The sequence below is a fragment of the Serratia sp. ME47 genome, from assembly GCF_903970925.1.
Classification (GTDB): Bacteria; Pseudomonadota; Gammaproteobacteria; order Enterobacterales; family Enterobacteriaceae; genus Serratia; species Serratia ureilytica.
In genome coordinates this window covers 196,549-211,972 of record NZ_CAJCKE010000003.1, presented here as the reverse complement: position 1 = coordinate 211,972, position 15,424 = coordinate 196,549, and the positions used below count along the sequence as shown (strand labels likewise).

15 protein-coding genes are annotated in these 15,424 nt (G+C 60.0%); 7 read left to right on the top strand and 8 right to left on the bottom strand.

Annotated features, from left to right (window positions below; translation table 11 throughout):
- Nucleotides 1-25: 25 nt before the first annotated feature.
- From H7A77_RS04945 to H7A77_RS04930, 4 genes are all read right to left on the bottom strand, one after another.
- Nucleotides 26-790: a fimbria/pilus periplasmic chaperone gene (locus H7A77_RS04945; RefSeq protein ID WP_182073885.1), complete on the bottom strand. Its 765-nt coding sequence runs from the start codon at nucleotides 788-790 to the stop codon at nucleotides 26-28.
- 79 nt (nucleotides 791-869) lie between these two features.
- On the bottom strand, nucleotides 870-3,404 hold the full coding sequence (locus H7A77_RS04940; RefSeq protein ID WP_182073884.1) for an outer membrane usher protein: 2,535 nt from the start codon (nucleotides 3,402-3,404) through the stop codon (nucleotides 870-872).
- Nucleotides 3,405-3,451: 47 nt separating this feature from the next.
- Nucleotides 3,452-3,988, bottom strand: coding sequence for a fimbrial protein (locus H7A77_RS04935; protein WP_033642500.1), 537 nt, complete (start codon nucleotides 3,986-3,988; stop codon nucleotides 3,452-3,454).
- Between the two features lie 78 nt (nucleotides 3,989-4,066).
- Nucleotides 4,067-4,588 carry a fimbrial protein gene (locus H7A77_RS04930; protein WP_025302212.1) on the bottom strand — a complete coding sequence of 174 codons (522 nt, stop codon included), beginning with the start codon at nucleotides 4,586-4,588 and terminating at the stop codon, nucleotides 4,067-4,069.
- 664 nt (nucleotides 4,589-5,252) lie between these two features.
- Here H7A77_RS04930 and H7A77_RS04925 point away from each other — a divergent pair.
- From H7A77_RS04925 to H7A77_RS04915, 3 genes are all read left to right on the top strand, one after another.
- A complete protein-coding gene (locus tag H7A77_RS04925) occupies nucleotides 5,253-5,585 on the top strand; it encodes a hypothetical protein (protein WP_046686743.1) in 333 nt (110 codons plus the stop codon).
- 232 nt (nucleotides 5,586-5,817) lie between these two features.
- Nucleotides 5,818-6,636, top strand: a complete 819-nt coding sequence (locus H7A77_RS04920) for a fimbrial protein (RefSeq protein ID WP_033644236.1) — start codon at nucleotides 5,818-5,820, stop codon at nucleotides 6,634-6,636.
- Nucleotides 6,637-6,655: 19 nt separating this feature from the next.
- Nucleotides 6,656-7,147: a fimbrial protein gene (locus tag H7A77_RS04915; RefSeq protein ID WP_226772988.1), complete on the top strand. Its 492-nt coding sequence runs from the start codon at nucleotides 6,656-6,658 to the stop codon at nucleotides 7,145-7,147.
- 103 nt (nucleotides 7,148-7,250) lie between these two features.
- Here the strand turns inward: H7A77_RS04915 and H7A77_RS04910 are convergent, their stop codons facing one another.
- Nucleotides 7,251-8,456, bottom strand: a complete 1,206-nt coding sequence (locus tag H7A77_RS04910) for a serine hydrolase (protein ID WP_033633487.1) — start codon at nucleotides 8,454-8,456, stop codon at nucleotides 7,251-7,253.
- 467 nt (nucleotides 8,457-8,923) lie between these two features.
- Between H7A77_RS04910 and H7A77_RS04905 the strand changes: the two genes are divergently transcribed.
- On the top strand, nucleotides 8,924-10,291 hold the full coding sequence (locus tag H7A77_RS04905) for a cystathionine beta-synthase (protein ID WP_117286969.1): 1,368 nt from the start codon (nucleotides 8,924-8,926) through the stop codon (nucleotides 10,289-10,291).
- A 12-nt stretch (nucleotides 10,292-10,303) separates the two neighbouring features.
- Nucleotides 10,304-11,449: a PLP-dependent aspartate aminotransferase family protein gene (locus tag H7A77_RS04900; RefSeq protein ID WP_033642498.1), complete on the top strand. Its 1,146-nt coding sequence runs from the start codon at nucleotides 10,304-10,306 to the stop codon at nucleotides 11,447-11,449.
- 59 nt (nucleotides 11,450-11,508) lie between these two features.
- On the opposite strand, the gene H7A77_RS04895 is transcribed toward H7A77_RS04900, so the two are convergent.
- On the bottom strand, nucleotides 11,509-12,531 hold the full coding sequence (locus H7A77_RS04895; protein ID WP_033644235.1) for an isopenicillin N synthase family oxygenase: 1,023 nt from the start codon (nucleotides 12,529-12,531) through the stop codon (nucleotides 11,509-11,511).
- The gene (locus tag H7A77_RS04890; RefSeq protein ID WP_071845076.1) at nucleotides 12,476-12,712 is read right to left on the bottom strand and encodes a hypothetical protein; all 237 of its coding nucleotides are present in this window, start codon (nucleotides 12,710-12,712) and stop codon (nucleotides 12,476-12,478) included. Before H7A77_RS04890 ends, H7A77_RS04895 begins: the two co-directional genes overlap by 56 nt.
- Nucleotides 12,713-12,819: 107 nt before the next feature.
- On the opposite strand from H7A77_RS04890, the gene H7A77_RS04885 reads away from it, so the two are divergent.
- The gene (locus H7A77_RS04885; protein WP_033642497.1) at nucleotides 12,820-13,476 is read left to right on the top strand and encodes an HAD family phosphatase; all 657 of its coding nucleotides are present in this window, start codon (nucleotides 12,820-12,822) and stop codon (nucleotides 13,474-13,476) included.
- A 91-nt stretch (nucleotides 13,477-13,567) separates the two neighbouring features.
- Nucleotides 13,568-14,188 (top strand): glutathione S-transferase family protein, encoded by a 621-nt coding sequence (locus tag H7A77_RS04880; protein WP_172756117.1) that lies wholly within the window; start codon nucleotides 13,568-13,570, stop codon nucleotides 14,186-14,188.
- Nucleotides 14,189-14,201: 13 nt separating this feature from the next.
- On the opposite strand, the gene H7A77_RS04875 is transcribed toward H7A77_RS04880, so the two are convergent.
- Nucleotides 14,202-15,302: a PQQ-dependent sugar dehydrogenase gene (locus H7A77_RS04875; RefSeq protein ID WP_033642495.1), complete on the bottom strand. Its 1,101-nt coding sequence runs from the start codon at nucleotides 15,300-15,302 to the stop codon at nucleotides 14,202-14,204.
- Nucleotides 15,303-15,424: the final 122 nt, after the last annotated feature.

Sequence of the window (15,424 nt, the reverse complement as noted above, 5' to 3'; positions counted from 1 at the left end):
GTCTTCCCTGCTTGCGCGCGGCGCGTCATTTGGCGACCGGCACGACCTGGCAGGCATTGCCGGCGCAGCGGAAGTTCAACTGCGGCCGACCACCGTAATCGTTGATGTACGCCAGCGACGGGCCGCTGCCGAGGCTCGCGGCTGAGACGTTCAGCGAGGCGCTGGCCTTCGGCGCCACCATCAACGGTTCAAAGCCGGCGGCCTCTTTCCCGCCCTTGCCGGCGCTCGCCTCAACGATCGTCACGTAATACGGGGTCGGATTGTTCACCACGTACTTGTCACCCTGCCGGGTCAGCGTCAGCTGCTCCTGCCACGGTGCGGCGTTCTTTTTCGGGGCGAGCGCCGCCGGGCGATAAAACATTTTGATGCGCGTCTGCAACGCTATCTGCAGCGTGTTCGGCTTATTGCTGCGCGGCGGGATCTCGCGCAGGTTGAAGTAATACAGCGTCTCCCTGTCCTGCGGCAGCTGACGCGCCGCCGGCAGCGACTGGATCTTCACCTGGCTCGGTTTGCCCGGCTCCACCCGCTGCACCGGCGGCAGCACGGTGAAAGGGCTTTGGATCTTGTTGCCGCGATCGTCTTCAATCCACCCCTGGGCCAGATAGGGCAATTGCTTATTCTGATTGCTGATGTTGAGGCTGACCGTTTTCTGGTCGCCGTCGAAAATCACGCGCGTGCGATCCAGCGCGATAGCCGCATGGGCGGGCAGGCCGATCGCGCCGATCGTCAACGCGGCGGCGAGCGAGCTCAAAAGGGAAACGGTCTTTCTGGTCATAGTCAGATTCATCATGTCTTCACGGTTCCAGTCAGCCGAAGGCGGGCGATTCCGCCCCGGCGGTTTAGCGGCGAAGCACGCTCCGCCGGGGGTATCAGTTGACGTTCTCCGCCGGCTTGTTACCGGTGAGAGGACGGCAAGGCAGCAGCAACGTGTTCATCAGCATTTCGGCCGGCAACGGCGCCGGCAGCTGGATTTCACACTGCGCCGCGCCGTTCCAGTGCACGCTCATGCGCTCGCCGGGGTTGAGGCCCGACAGGTAAACGCTGCCGCCGTCATTGATGATGCCGGTCTCCTGTTTGCGGGCATTCAGCACCGTGGCGCCAAACGGCGGCTCACTGCCGTCCGCCAGCTTGACGATCGCCATCGCCTTCTCGCCGGCAATCACCTCGAACTTGCGGTAGCCGATGGCGCCCTCGGTCAACGTGGCCTGCACCACGGAACGCGTCGCCTCGACGTTGTCGCCCAGGCTGTTGAGATCGATGCTGGCCTTGTTGCGGTAGTAGCTGTTCACATCCGCCACCACCGCCTTGCCGTAACGGTTGGTCAGCACCGTACTGCCGTAGCCACGCACCGGCACACCGGCGACGCCTTCGGTATCGAGCAGCAAGCGCGTGCCGCCCGGCGTATTGACGCGATGCAGCACCGCCCCTTCCGCCGCCATCGTCAGGCCGCCCTGCGCGCCGATGCCGACGGCGCTGTAGCGACCGGCCTGGTAGCTGGCGTTGGCGTTGATCTGCGCCATATCGCCCTGATGGCTGTAATACCCGCTGGCGGTCGCCCCACTGCGCGCGGCGCCCGCGCTGATCTGATAGTTGTTGTGTTCATCGACCCGGTTGTAGTAACCGACCCGATGAGCGTTCTCTTCACGATCGAGCGTCATGTTGTAACTGAGCGTCCCGGCGCTGCCCCAGGGCAGCGACAACGACAGGTACATCCCGTCGTCGTTGCGCTCGTTGTAACGGTTGCGATAGGCCGACAGCGATACGCTGACGTTCTTGAAATCGCCGATATCGAAGTAGCGCGATACCATCAGGTTGTAACGATCGTTCGGCGCCCGATCCCAATAGGTTTGGTGGCTGTAGTTGAGATAGGTGCTGAGCCCCAGATCGCGGAACTGTTTGTTGAAGGTGATGGTGTACATCTCCTTGCTCTTGCCGCTGCGTCCCCCTTCGTAACGCGCATCGAGGTAGTCCCCCATGCTCATGAAGTCCTCCTGGGAGAAGCGGTAACCGGCGAAGGTGACCTGGCTGTCGTATTCATCGAAGTTCTTCGAATAGCTCAACCGATACGAACCGCCGGTAAGCGTGCCCTCCTGCGGCAAACGCGCGCGCGACTGCGTGGCGTCGAACGACAGCGCCCCCAGCGCCATCAGATCGCGCCCGATCCCCAGCGACAGCGCGTTGTAATCGCCGCCGGCGATGCCACCGCCGTACAGCGACCAGCCGTTGCTGATGCCCCAGGAGAACTCGCCGGTGCCGAACATCGGCCCGCGCAGGTGATGCCCCCACTCCGACGGTTTGCCCGTCGCCAGCTTGTAACGCACCGTGCCCGGGCGCGTCAGGTAAGGAATGTTGGCGGTGTTCATCTTGAACTCCTGCACACTGCCGTCCTGCTCTTCGACGCGCACGTCCAGCTCGCCGGAAACGGCGTCGTTGATGTCCTGAATGCGGAACGGCCCCGCCGCCACTTGCGTTTCATACAGCACGCGCCCTTGCTGGCTGACCACCACCTTGGCGTTGGTTTTCGCCACGCCGGTCACTTCCGGCGCATAGCCGCGCAGGTTGGGCGGCAACATGCTGTCGTCGGATCGCAGACTGACGCCGGTAAAGCGCAGGCTGTCGAAAATGTCGGAGTTCAGGTAATCCTCCCCCATCGTCAGCCGCGAACGCAGCGCCGGGATCGCCCGATAGGCGTAATAGCGGCTCCAGTCGAACTGTTTGTCAGTCGGCTGAGAAGATCCGGTCTGGTGGTTGAGGTTGGCCTGCCAGTCGGCGCGCAGGCGCCAGGCGCCCAGGTTGGCGCCGCCGGTGCCGTTGCCGCTCAGGCTGTAGCTGCTGCCGCCTTTCTGGTGCTTTTGCGTTTGGGCGTTGACGTTATAGTCAAACAGCAGCCCGGGAATACCGTCATCCCAGCGCGAAGGCGGATCCCAGTTTTCCGAGCTGTACTCCAGATAGGCCTGTGGGATGTTGAGATACAGCGCGGAACTGGCGAGATCGCCGCGCGCTTCCATCCCTGCCAGACTGGAGGCGTCAAGGCAGCGGCCGCCGTGTGTCCAGTTCAGCGTGCTTAACAGCTTTTCTTTCAGCCCCAGTTGGTTGACCAATGCCGGTGAAAGACAGGCTTCGCTGCCTTTAGGATCGTTCTCAGGCGCCAAAAACGTCACCGGCTGTTCCGGCAGGTCGTTCTTATTGACGTGCACCACCATGGTATAAACGCCCGGCATGATGTAGCCGCTGCGCGTAAATTGGCTCAGATCGATATTTTTACGATCGTTGATGTCTAATACGTCAGTATTGAATTGAATAACGTCGGCGGCATAGACCAACGCGATCGGATTTCCCAGAGAAAGGGCAACACAAAGCCCCAAAGCTTGAAGACGAAATAACTTCCCTGCCGGTGAAAGCATAATAAAAGTCCTTTCAATAACGAATTAACCGTCAGTACGAGAAAAAATCAAAAATAATCCAGCTTAAAACGCACTGTGGAAAAATACGCTCCCGCCTTCAACGGCTGATGATTCGGCATCAACGTCATGGAATAATTCAGCACTCTATTTCCCGGTATTATTCCTTCCATCGGTAAGGGTTTCCCTGGAATAACCGGCGTGCCGTTGCTGTCTTTTATCTTCAATGCGACGCCGCGCGCCTCGCCCTGTACGCCAAACAGAGCGCCTTCCGCATAACCATCAAACGTGACCTGAAAGAATTTCCAATCAGGTTTATTTTCCGGCCGTTCCAAAATGCAGTTGACCAATTCAATACTGAAAGGTTTGGTCATCCCCTGGCCGTCACGAATGATCTGCCCGAGAGGAAGAGTGTCCATATCGATCGTCTGATCGCGGCTGCCGGCGGCAATGGCGCAGGCGGTGTCGATAATGGCGCCGTGCATGCTGACCTTGCCCCACCCCTGCGCGGCGGAAGTTGCATAGCCGGGCGCAAACGCCAACGACGCCAAAAGAACGGCACCCGCTCGATTCCTTGGTAAAAACATCGCGACATTCCTTTGACAGGGAGATTCACCAGGCATGCGGCGAGCCCCATGCCTGGTTGATTAAGCCTTCGGACTCACTTACTGATAAGCCAGGGTGAAATCGGCTACGGCGGTGAAGTCGCCCGGAACGATGGCGGCGGAAGCGCCTTCGCCCTGCAGGTAGGCGGCGAAATGCAGGGTGTTGTTGCCGGTGTTCAGGGTCTGCGCGGTAGTCGCTTCACCCAATTTGATCGGCTGGCCGTTGTAAGAGATGGCTACGCCGGCGCCGCTGGCGGTGCCCGCGATGCCCAGCAGATCCTTATCGGTAGACGATGCTACGCCGCTGAAGGTGGTTTTAACGGTTTTCAGGGTGGTGATGTCGCACTGCTCCAGCTTGATTTCAAACGGACGCGGGTTGGATTTGCCGCCGTTTTTCAACGCCACGTTGGACACCTGGCCCAGATCTACGGTCTGATCGATCGACTCAGGCGCAATAGAGCATGGCGCATCAATAATAGAGCCCGTGAAAGTGACCTTACCGTGTCCCTGATCGGCTGCCTGTGCAAAAGAACTTGCGCCAAATGCAATCACTGCAGCCATCATGATTTTGTTAAGTTTCATAGAACCTATATTCCTTATAAGAAAAAATGCATATTCCAATCAAGAAAAAGAGCAACAGCAAACCTGCTCGCGCTTATATGTGCGCAGCCCTGATTCTTTAGCATCTTGCTAGTTGGTTAACTGCCAAAACCCAAAGGCACCGACAATAAAAAGTCGATAACGGTAAGTCTGCAGCGGCCCACCCATTAATGAATTCGTCCTATAAAAATAAACGAAACCACAACGAGCAGGGGCCAATACTTTCTAATCCGCCCTTCTTGTCCGGCGATGAATATTCTGGCAAATGCCTCTCAGCAAAAAAAGGCTTTTTTTGATCAAGGCGAACATTCGCAATTTATTTCCTAATTAAAGTTAATTTACTGTTATTTTTAGGCTCATAGATCGTAAAAAATACTTTTATAGAGCAATATCCTGTTTTTGCGAGATTCACAAGTAATCAGATCGCAAAGTGGCACTTTGTGAATATAATAAACCAAAATTTTAGGTTTCTGCGTGACGCCACCCCTGCCTGAACATAGGTAAAAACGGGGCGGGCAACGCCTTTTTTTTCAATCCTGATAAATAGATAGGAATTTTCTTTGTTCGCGTTTTACCTCGTTGTTGGTAGACGGCGAATGTTTGTTTTTTCTTAGGAATACGGCAATCGGAATACAGAGGAAGTGCTATGGAAGCGTTATCTCCGAAACAAAAGGAAATACGGCAATTGCAGCACGATCTGCTGCAAACATTATTCGCGCAATCGCCCCGTCAATGTCCCGTCGCCGGGCCGCCGCCACAGCAGCAGTGGCTTTCGACACGGCAACTGGCCAATGCCGTCAACGTCGGTGTTTACCGGGCTCGACGGCTGTTATTGGATCTTGTCGCCCGACAAGAAGTGATTGTGACAGACGGCTCCATCAACAACTCGTTGAGGTGGTATCCCACCGCGTTGCTGGGCGGTGGCGATAACAACGGCATACCCAACAAAGATGCATCTCACTCTCCTTTAACGGAATAAATATGGCCAGCCGGCCTGATTGGCAATATTTCATTGCGGAGTAACGCCGCACACCATTTATATATATCGGGATATTATCGTGAGAAAAACAGCCCTGCTATTTTTACGTTGCTGCCTGGCACTCTCTTTCTTCCTGCTGTTTGGCAACGCCAACGCATTTACTTGCCGCACGTCCGATGGCGGACTTATTCCCCCGGGGGGATCGGCCACGCCGGTTGACGTCCGGGTTCGCATCGGGCCGCAGCTTTCTTATGGCAAAAACGAAATCGTCAACGTCAGCCAGGTCACCTGTAAAAACGACGTCGCGAGCTGGTACGACTATCTCAAAACCGATAGCCCGGCGCTGTCGATGAACGGCGCGATTTTTGGCTCGATCGGCAGCGGCACGACCATCAACGGCAGCGACTATAACTCCCCGGTGCCTGCCGGCATCAGCGTACTCAGCCTCACCGGCTTGCAGACCCAGTCTGTCGCCATCCGGGTCTATATCGTGTTGAACCGTTTCCCAACGCCGGACATCAAGGTGAATAAGGGTGACGTCATCGGCCAAATCAACTTTATTCAGACCAACGATCAACCGGGCTGCCCACAGTGCGGCGTTTATCGCTGGCGCCTGATCGCCGACAACGACGCCTACTTCGTCACCACCAGTTGCACCATCAACAACGGCCAGCAAATTAATGTCGATTTTGGTCAGATCCGCCAGGACTTCCTGACCCAGAGCGCCAACGACGCCCAGATCAAACAGGACAAAGCGCTCAGCTACCAGTGCGATGATCAGAGTGCGACGCAGGATATTCTGATCCGGATGGTCAGCGACGCCAGCGGATTCTCCAGCGATTTTATCAAGACCACCAACCCCAACGTCGGCGTGGCCATGGTGTACAACGGCGCGGTGGTAAAGCCCAACAATGCCTTCAGAACGCGCATCGTCAACGGTCTGGGCAACGACACCGTCACCTTTGTGCCGGTGAAGAACAATGTCCCTTACACCAGCATCGCCACCGGTCCGCTGTCGGGCTCGGCCACGCTGATCTTCAGCGCACCTTGAGACGGGAGCCAGAATGAACATGACGATAAAAACGGGCTGCGCCCTGCTGTTGGCGCTGGAGTTGATTAGCTCGGCCGCTCAGGCCGCCGATCAGGGCACCAAAGTCAACATCACCGCCACCGTGGTGGCGCCTCCGCCTTGCGTGATCAACGACGGGCGCACCATCGATATCGACTTCGGCAAGGTCGGCATCAAACGCATCGACGGCAGCCGCTATATGCAACGCATCGATTACAGCATCAAATGCGAGTTTCTGGATAACAGCCGCCAGTTGAAAATGAAGATCATGGGCAGCGCGGCGGCCTTTGACAACAGCGTGTTGACCAGCAGCGTCACTGGATTGGGCATCAAGCTGTTGGCCAACGGTAAGGCCTTCGCCATCAATACGCCGCTGAACATCGACTACGCCAATCCGCCGACGCTTGATGCGGTGCCGGTAAAAAACAGCGCCGTCACCCTGGCGGAAGGCGACTTCTCCAGCGGCGCCACCATGCTGGTGGACTATTTTTAAAGCGCCGCTTCGGCCGGATACTGAAAATAAAAAAAAGCCGCAACGTCTCCGTTGCGGCTTGGTCGAGGATGGTGCGCCCGGGGCGCTCCTCACATCAGGCTATTCAGCCGAAGATCCCGCCGAACCACTGGCTCAGCTTCATCATCACCATATCCCAGATGCGGCTGAAGAAGTTGCCCTCTTTCACCTCTTGCATCACCACCAGCGGGTGCTGTTCGATGGTTTTGCCATCCAGCTGGAAATCGATGGTGCCGACCACCTGGTTTTTCGCCAGCGGCGCTTCCAGCGTCGGTTGGGTCAGCTTGTAGCTGGCCTTCAGGTTTTTCATCTGCCCTTTCGGAATGGTGACCGAGGCGTCTTTCGCCACGCCGAGCGGCACTTCGCTGACGTCGCCGAACCACACTTTCTGGGTGACGAATGGTTTATCGGCCTTGATCGGCGTCGCGGTTTCATAGAAGCGGAAGCCCCAGGTCAACAGCTTTTCGCTTTCGCTAAAGCGCACGCGATCGCTCGGCGCGCCCAGCACCACCGAGATCAGGCGCATCGGGCCGTCGGTGGCGGACGCCACCAGGTTGTGACCGGCGCCGCTGGTGTAGCCGGTCTTGATGCCGTCAACGTTCAGGTTGCTGCTCCACAGCAGACGGTTGCGGTTAATCTGGCGGATCTTGTTGAAGGTGAACTCTTTCTCTTTATGCAGCGCGTATTCGTCCGGCACGTCGCGGATCAGCGCCTGACTCAACAGCGCCATGTCGCGCGCGGTGCTGTACTGCCCTTCCGCATCCAGGCCGTGCACCGTCAGGAAGTGGGTATTCTGCAGGCCCAGGGATTTGGCGTAGTTGTTCATCAGGCCGACGAACGAATCCTGGCTGCCCGCCACGTAGTCCGCCAGCGCGATGCTGGCGTCGTTGCCGGACTGGATCACGATGCCCTTATTCAGTTCCAGCACCGGCACCTGATCGCCCGGCTTGATGAACATCAGCGAAGAGCCGCGCAGCGCCGGGTTACCGGGCGCCCAGGCGTCTTTGCCGACGGTGACCATGTCTTCCGGCTTGATCTTGCCGGCCTTGATCGCCTGGCCGATCACGTAGCTGGACATGATCTTGGTCAGGCTGGCGGGATCGAGACGCGTATCGGCATTGCCTTCAGTCAGCACCTTGCCGCTGTTGTAGTCCATCAGAATGAAGGCCTTGGCGTCTACCTGCGGCGGCGCCGGCGGCTCGGCCGCGTGTACGGCCGGGGCGGCCAGCAACAGGATGCCTACGCTGAAGGTCAGTTTTTTCAGGGAAGTGGATAAGTTTTTTTTCATCATGACGTCGCCAGAGTGTCCATTCAAAACCATTGAAATAGCGTTAACTTTCAAACATGTTCACGTTTTAAGCCAACCAGCGAGAGTGGCCCGGTGCGCGCGTGCCGGCCGCAACCCCCTGCGGCGCCCGTAGCGGGTAACACAACACACCGAAAATGCCCTTGCTGTGAGTTTATGTGATTTATCTTATTTTTGCAGGGTTTAGCGTGAATTTTCAGCATTTTTACATAACTGTACGCAGGCACGCACTTATCGTTCAAAAAAGCATCGAGACGCGCACATTCGCCCCCATCCACGGCTAAACGGCCAAGCATCTGCACCGCTAAACATCTGCGCATCCATACGTCTAAAAAAGATTAATATATTCCATAATGGCATATAGAACCGTTATTTGTTCTTTTTAAAGCGCTTATCCTCAGCGCTATCATCCGCACAAAGACTTTTATACCGAATAATCCTGGAGATGAGTCATGGCAATCCCCCATTCCGTCATCGAGATGATTGGCAATACCCCGATGCTGGAACTGACCCAGTTCGATACCGGCCCATGCCGGCTGTTCGTCAAGCTGGAGAACCAGAATCCCGGCGGTTCGATCAAAGACCGCGTGGCGCTGTCGATGATCGAACAGGCCGAGCGCGACGGCAAACTGCAGCCGGGCGGCACCATCATCGAAGCCACCGCCGGCAATACCGGCCTGGGGTTGGCGCTGGTAGCGGCGCTGAAAGGCTATAAGCTGCTGCTGGTGGTGCCAGACAAGATGAGCCGCGAGAAGATCTTCCACCTGCGCGCGCTGGGCGTGGAAGTGCTGCTGACCCGCTCGGACGTCGGCAAAGGGCATCCGGCTTACTATCAGGATTACGCCAAACGTCTGGCCGGGGAGATCCCCGGCGCCTTTTATATCGATCAGTTCAACAACCCGGCCAATCCGGCGGCCCATACCACCACCACCGCGCCCGAACTGTGGCGGCAAATGGAGCATGACGTGGACGCCATCGTGGTCGGCGTCGGCTCCGGCGGCACGCTGGGCGGGCTGAGCCACTATTTCGCCGAGGTTTCGCCGCAGACGGAATTCGTGCTGGCCGACCCTGCGGGTTCAATACTGGCGGACTATCTCGACAACGGCCACATCGGCGAAGCGGGCAGCTGGCTGGTGGAAGGCATCGGCGAAGACTTCGTCCCGCCGCTCAGCGACTTTGACCAGGTCCGCAATGCTTACCGCATCGGCGACGCCGAAGCCTTCACCACCGCGCGCGAGCTGCTGCGTAAGGAAGGCGTGCTGGCGGGCTCCTCCACCGGCACCCTGCTGGCCGCCGCCCTGCGTTATTGCCGCGCGCAAACCGAACCCAAGCGGGTGGTGACCTTCGTCTGCGACAGCGGCAACAAATACCTGTCTAAAATGTATAACGACCACTGGATGCTGGAACAGGGTCTGCTGAGCAAACCGCAGCACGGCGATCTGCGCGATCTGATCGCCTACCGCCACGACGAAGGCGCCGCCGTTTCCGCCGCGCCGGACGATACGTTGGCGATCGTGCACGCCCGCATGCGGCTGTACGACATCTCTCAGCTGCCGGTGCTGGAAGGCGATCGGGTGGTCGGTCTGATCGATGAGTGGGATCTGCTGAACGCCGTCCAGGCCGACGCCACCCACTTCAGCCTGCCGGCCGGCAGCGCGATGACCAAACAGGTCCATACGCTGCAAAAGGAAGCCGGCTACGAGGAATTACAGGCCACCTTCAACCATGGCCACGTCGCGGTGGTGCTCGACGGCGAGCGCTTCCTCGGCCTGATTACCCGCACAGACGTGCTTAACGCCTGGCGCCAAAAATTACGTTAATAAGGACCCATTATGGCCAAGTTTGATACGTTGACCGTTCACGCCGGTTACACCCCGGACGCGACCGGCGCAGTGATGCCGGCGATTTACGCCACCTCCACCTACGCCCAACCGGCGCCGGGCGAACATACCGGCTATGAATATTCCCGCAGCGCCAACCCGACGCGCACCGCGCTGGAAAGCGCCATCGCCGAACTGGAAGGCGGCAGCCGCGGCTACGCCTTCGCCTCCGGTCTGGCGGCCTGCTCCACGGTGCTGGAGCTGCTCGATAAAGACAGCCACCTGATCGCGGTAGACGACCTGTACGGCGGCACCTATCGCCTGCTGGAAAAAGTGCGCAGCCGCACCGCCGGCCTGCGCGTGACTTACGTGTCGCCGGCGGATCTCGCCGGGCTGGAACAGGCGATCGAGCCGGATACCAAAATGATCTGGGTCGAAACGCCGACCAACCCGCTGCTCAAGCTGGCGGATCTGAGCGCCATCGCCGCGATCGCCAAAAAGCATCAGCTCATCAGCGTGGCGGACAACACCTTCGCCTCGCCGTATCTGCAACGTCCGCTGGATCTGGGCTTTGACGTGGTGGTGCACTCCGCCACCAAATACCTTAACGGCCACTCCGATGTGGTGGCGGGCGTCGCGGCGGTGGGGAATAACCCGGCGCTGGCGGAACAGCTCGGTTTCCTGCAAAACGCGGTCGGCGGCATTCTCGATCCGTTCAGCAGCTTCCTGACGCTGCGCGGCATTCGCACTCTGGCACTGCGCATGCAGCGCCACAGCGACAGCGCGCTGCGCATCGCCCAGTGGCTGGAGAGCCAGCCGCAGGTGGAAAACGTCTATTACCCCGGCCTGCCGAGCCATCCGCAGCATGAGCTGGCGGCACGCCAGATGACGCGCTTCGGCGGCATGATCTCGGTACGGCTGAAAGGCGACGACGCCTATGCGCGCCGGGTCATCCAGCGTTCGCGCCTGTTCACCCTGGCGGAAAGCCTGGGCGGCGTGGAAAGCCTGATCAGCCAGCCGTTCAGCATGACGCACGCCTCCATTCCGCTGGAACAGCGCCTGGAAACCGGCATCACGCCGCAGCTGGTGCGCCTGTCGGTAGGGATTGAGGATGTGGAAGATCTGATCGCCGATCTGCAGCAGGCGCTGGCGGAATAATCACCGCATCAGCGCACCATCAGCCCGGCCGACGCGCCGGGCTTTTTTACGCCCGGCGTTCAGACGCCGATGACGTCCTGATAAAAACGGTGCGCCACATCGGGGTGAGAGCGGATGCGCCCTTTCAGGTAATTGTCGCCCACGTCGCGAAACAGCGGGTTGAGCGGATCGCTGGCCGGGCCGCGCGCCTGCGCCGCCAGCTGCGGCGGCAGTTGATACAGCGGCACCACCGCGTCCAGCCGCGCGCCGAGGAAGAAAGCGATCGACAACCTGTCGCGCCCCGCCGGCGGCGTTTCCACCCGGTGCACCGTGGCGCGCAGGTAGCCGTTGGTCGCCAGCTCCAGCAGCTCGCCGATGTTCACCACGAAGGTGTCTTCACGCGGCTGCGCGTCTATCCATTGCCCTTCGCTCACCTCTACCTGCAGCCCTTTTTGCGCGTCCTGCAGCAAAAAGCTGAGAAACCCGGAGTCCTTGTGCGCGCCGACGCCCTGTGCGCTGCCGGTGGCGTCCCGCCCCGGATAGCGGATAAGTTTGATGTGCTCGTTGGGCTTCTCGCCGTACAAACGATCGAACGCCTGCTCCGGCAGTGACAGCGCCAAAGCGAAAGCGCGCAGCAGCCGCAGCGACATGGCGGTCATGGCCTGTTGCCACTGCAGCAGCAGCGGTTTCAGCGTCGGCAGCGCCGCCGGCCACTGGTTTGGCCCCTGCAGGCGCGCCCAGCGCGGCGTGTCATCAGACAGCGTCAGCGCCGGGCGCTCGGCGCCGATATCGAACTGCTCGCGCCAGTCAGGCTGCCCGCGCGTGAGTTCCGCCGCCGCCCGGTTGTAACCGCGAAAGTGCGGCGAATGCACCATCTGCACCGCCAGCTTGTCGGCTTCCGGCAGGGCGAAAAATTGCCGCGCGGCGTGCTGCAGCCGCGCATTCAGCGCGCCGTCCACGCCGTGCCCACGCAGATAGAAAAAACCGACGTCGCGGGCCGCCGCGCGCAGATCGTCGAGAAAGGCGCGCCGTTGGCGCGCATCACCGTCAAGCTGCGAAAGATCCAGCAGCGGCAGCGTCTTCTGCGTCGTCAGATGCGTCATCATGCGGTTCCTCTTCTTCCCCGATCACGATCGGGCTGCCATACAGGCGAATAATCAACATTGTCACTCCCCAGCGGGTAGCTGCATTTGCTTCATAGTTATCACCGCGCTCGCCGGAGCGGCCAATATTGTTGCGTTCTAAGTTATGCAAACGTTCAACAAACTGTCGCAAAACCGTCATCAATGTTTCTTATGCTCTGCGCAATTTCGCCGACGCCGCTGGCTGGCGACGTGCGCTATCCGCTATCCTGTAAACGACCTCATACCCTGCCTGCCGGAGAAATACTGATGGATTTAGCCTTATTCGACCTGGATGAAACCCTGATTGACGATGACAGCGCCAGCCTGTGGATCCGCTGGCTGGTCGGCCAGGGGTTCGCGCCGGCGGAGCTGGAACTGCAGGAGCAGCAGCTGATGCAGCTCTACTATCAGGGCAAGCTGTCGATGGAGGACTACATGCAGGCCACGCTGGCGCCGCTGGCCGGCCTGAGCGTGCAAACCGTGGCCGGCTGGGTGCAACGTTACATCCGCCGCGACATCCTGCCGCGCGTCTATCCCGCCGCCCGCGAACGCCTGCAGTGGCACCGCGAACGCGGCGACTGCATCCTGGTGATCTCCGCCACCGGCGAGCATCTGGTGGCGCCGATCGCCGAACAGCTCGGCGCCGACGATGCGCTGGCGATCGGCGTGGAAATCAGCGATGGCCGCTTCACCGGCAACACCTACGGCACCATGACCTATCAACAGGGCAAGGTGATCCGCCTGCAGCACTGGCTGGCGCAGCACCCGCACCTGAAGTTCGAGCACAGCCACGGCTACAGCGACTCTCTCAATGACAAGGCGATGCTGCAATTCGTCGACAGCGCCACGGTGATCAACCCCGACAGCGAACTGAGCGCGCTGGCGGCGGAGCGCGGCTGGGAAGTGTGCCGCTGGGAACGCTGAGCGGCAGACAAAAAGTGCCCTGCGGTGTGACAAAAAGCGCGTTGTGGCGTAGGTATAGAGGGTCCTTATTATCCGCTAACGGAGTTATCCCATGCTGACCATTTGGGGTCGTGAGAATTCGAACAACGTCAGGAAGGTGCTGTGGTGCGCCGCCGAATTGGGGCTCAACTACACCCACATCAACGCCGGCGGGGCGTTCGGCAAAGTCAACGAAGAGAGTTACCGCGCGTTGAACCCGAACGGCTTGGTGCCGCTGCTGCAGGACGATGACTTCGTGCTGTGGGAGTCCAACACCATCGTGCGCTACCTGGCGGCGAAATTCGGCGACGCGACGTTCTATCCGCAAGATCTGCAGGCGCGCGCCGCCGCCGAGAAATGGATGGACTGGACCACCTCGACCATCGTTCCGGCCTTCACCATCGTCTTTTGGGGCCTGATCCGCACTGCGCCGGAGTTGCGCGACATGGCGAAAATCGAAGCGGCGATCGCCACGCTGGAAAAACACTTCGACGTCATTGAACAGACGCTGGCGCACCAGCCTTACCTCTCCGGCGACGCGTTCGGCTTCGGCGATATCCCGCTCGGCAGCTTCGCCTACGCCTGGTTCGAAATGCCGATCGCCCGCCGCCCGCGGCCGAACATGGAGCGCTGGTATCAGCAACTGCGCGCACGCCCGGCCTACCAGCGCGGCGTGATGAGCGCACTCACCTGACGCGTGCGGGGCGTTACGACGCCCCGACCTTCAGCAGCTTGCCGTCCCGTTCGTCCGTCAGCAGATACAGGTAGCCATCCGGCCCGCTGCGCACCTCGCGGATGCGTTCGCCGCGATCGCCCAGCAGCCGCTCTTCCGCCACCACCTTGTCCCCCTTCAGCGTCAGGCGAATCAGTGCCTTTTGCGCCAGCGCGCCGATGAACAGCGAGTGCCGCCAGGCGGGGAAGCGCTGCCCATCATAGAACGCCATGCCGCTGAGGCCGGGCGAAACTCGCCAATAGTGGAGCGGTTGTTCGGTGCCGGGCACCCGCTCCCCCTTCGCCTCGGGGATCGGCTGGCCGGAATAGTTGATGCCGTAGGTGGCCAGCGGCCAGCCGTAGTTTTTACCCGGCAGCGGGATGTTGAGCTCATCGCCGCCGCGCGGGCCGTGCTCATGCTCCCAGATTGCGCCGCTCCACGGGTTCAACGCCAGCCCTTGCGGATTGCGATGGCCGTAAGACCAAACCTCCGGGCGTTTACCTGCCTGGCCGACCCAGGGGTTGTCCGGCGGCACGGCGCCCTCGGCGGTCAGCCGCACCAGCTTGCCCTGCAGTTTGTCGGTCTCTTGCGCCGTCGGCCGCTGATTGTTTTCGCCCAGCGTGATAAACAGGTAGCCTTGCCGATCAAACGCCAATTTGCCGCCGAAGTGATTGCCGACCGACAGCTTGGGCTGCTGACGGAAGATCACCTTAAAGTTTTCCAGCCGCGCGCCATCGTCGCTCAGGCGGCCATAGCCGACCGCCGTGCCGGCTTTGCCGCCCTCGCCCGGTTCGGCGAAGCTGAGATACACCCGGCGGCTGGCCGCGAAATCGGGCGCCGGCAGCACCTCCAGCAGGCCGCCCTGCCCTTCGGCGTAGACCTGCGGCACACCGGCGATCGGCGGCGACAGCCCTTTATCCTGCTGCCACAGCCGCAGCCGGCCGGGCCGTTCGGTGATAAGCAGGCCTTGTTCCGCCGGCAAGAAGGCCAGCGACCAAGGGTGTTCCAGGCCGTCCTGCAATTGGCTGACCGTCGGCGCGGCGTGCGCCAGGCCGCTGCATAGCAGCAAACCGGCCAGCAGAGTCAATCGGGGCATGGCGTCCTCCTGAAGATAAAATAACCCGTTTAGTGTAGCCCACTCAGCGGCCGCGGTCGTTTGCATTACATTTCAACGGGTTGCCTTTTAGCCGCCATGTGCTTAAGTTAATCCATTACCCA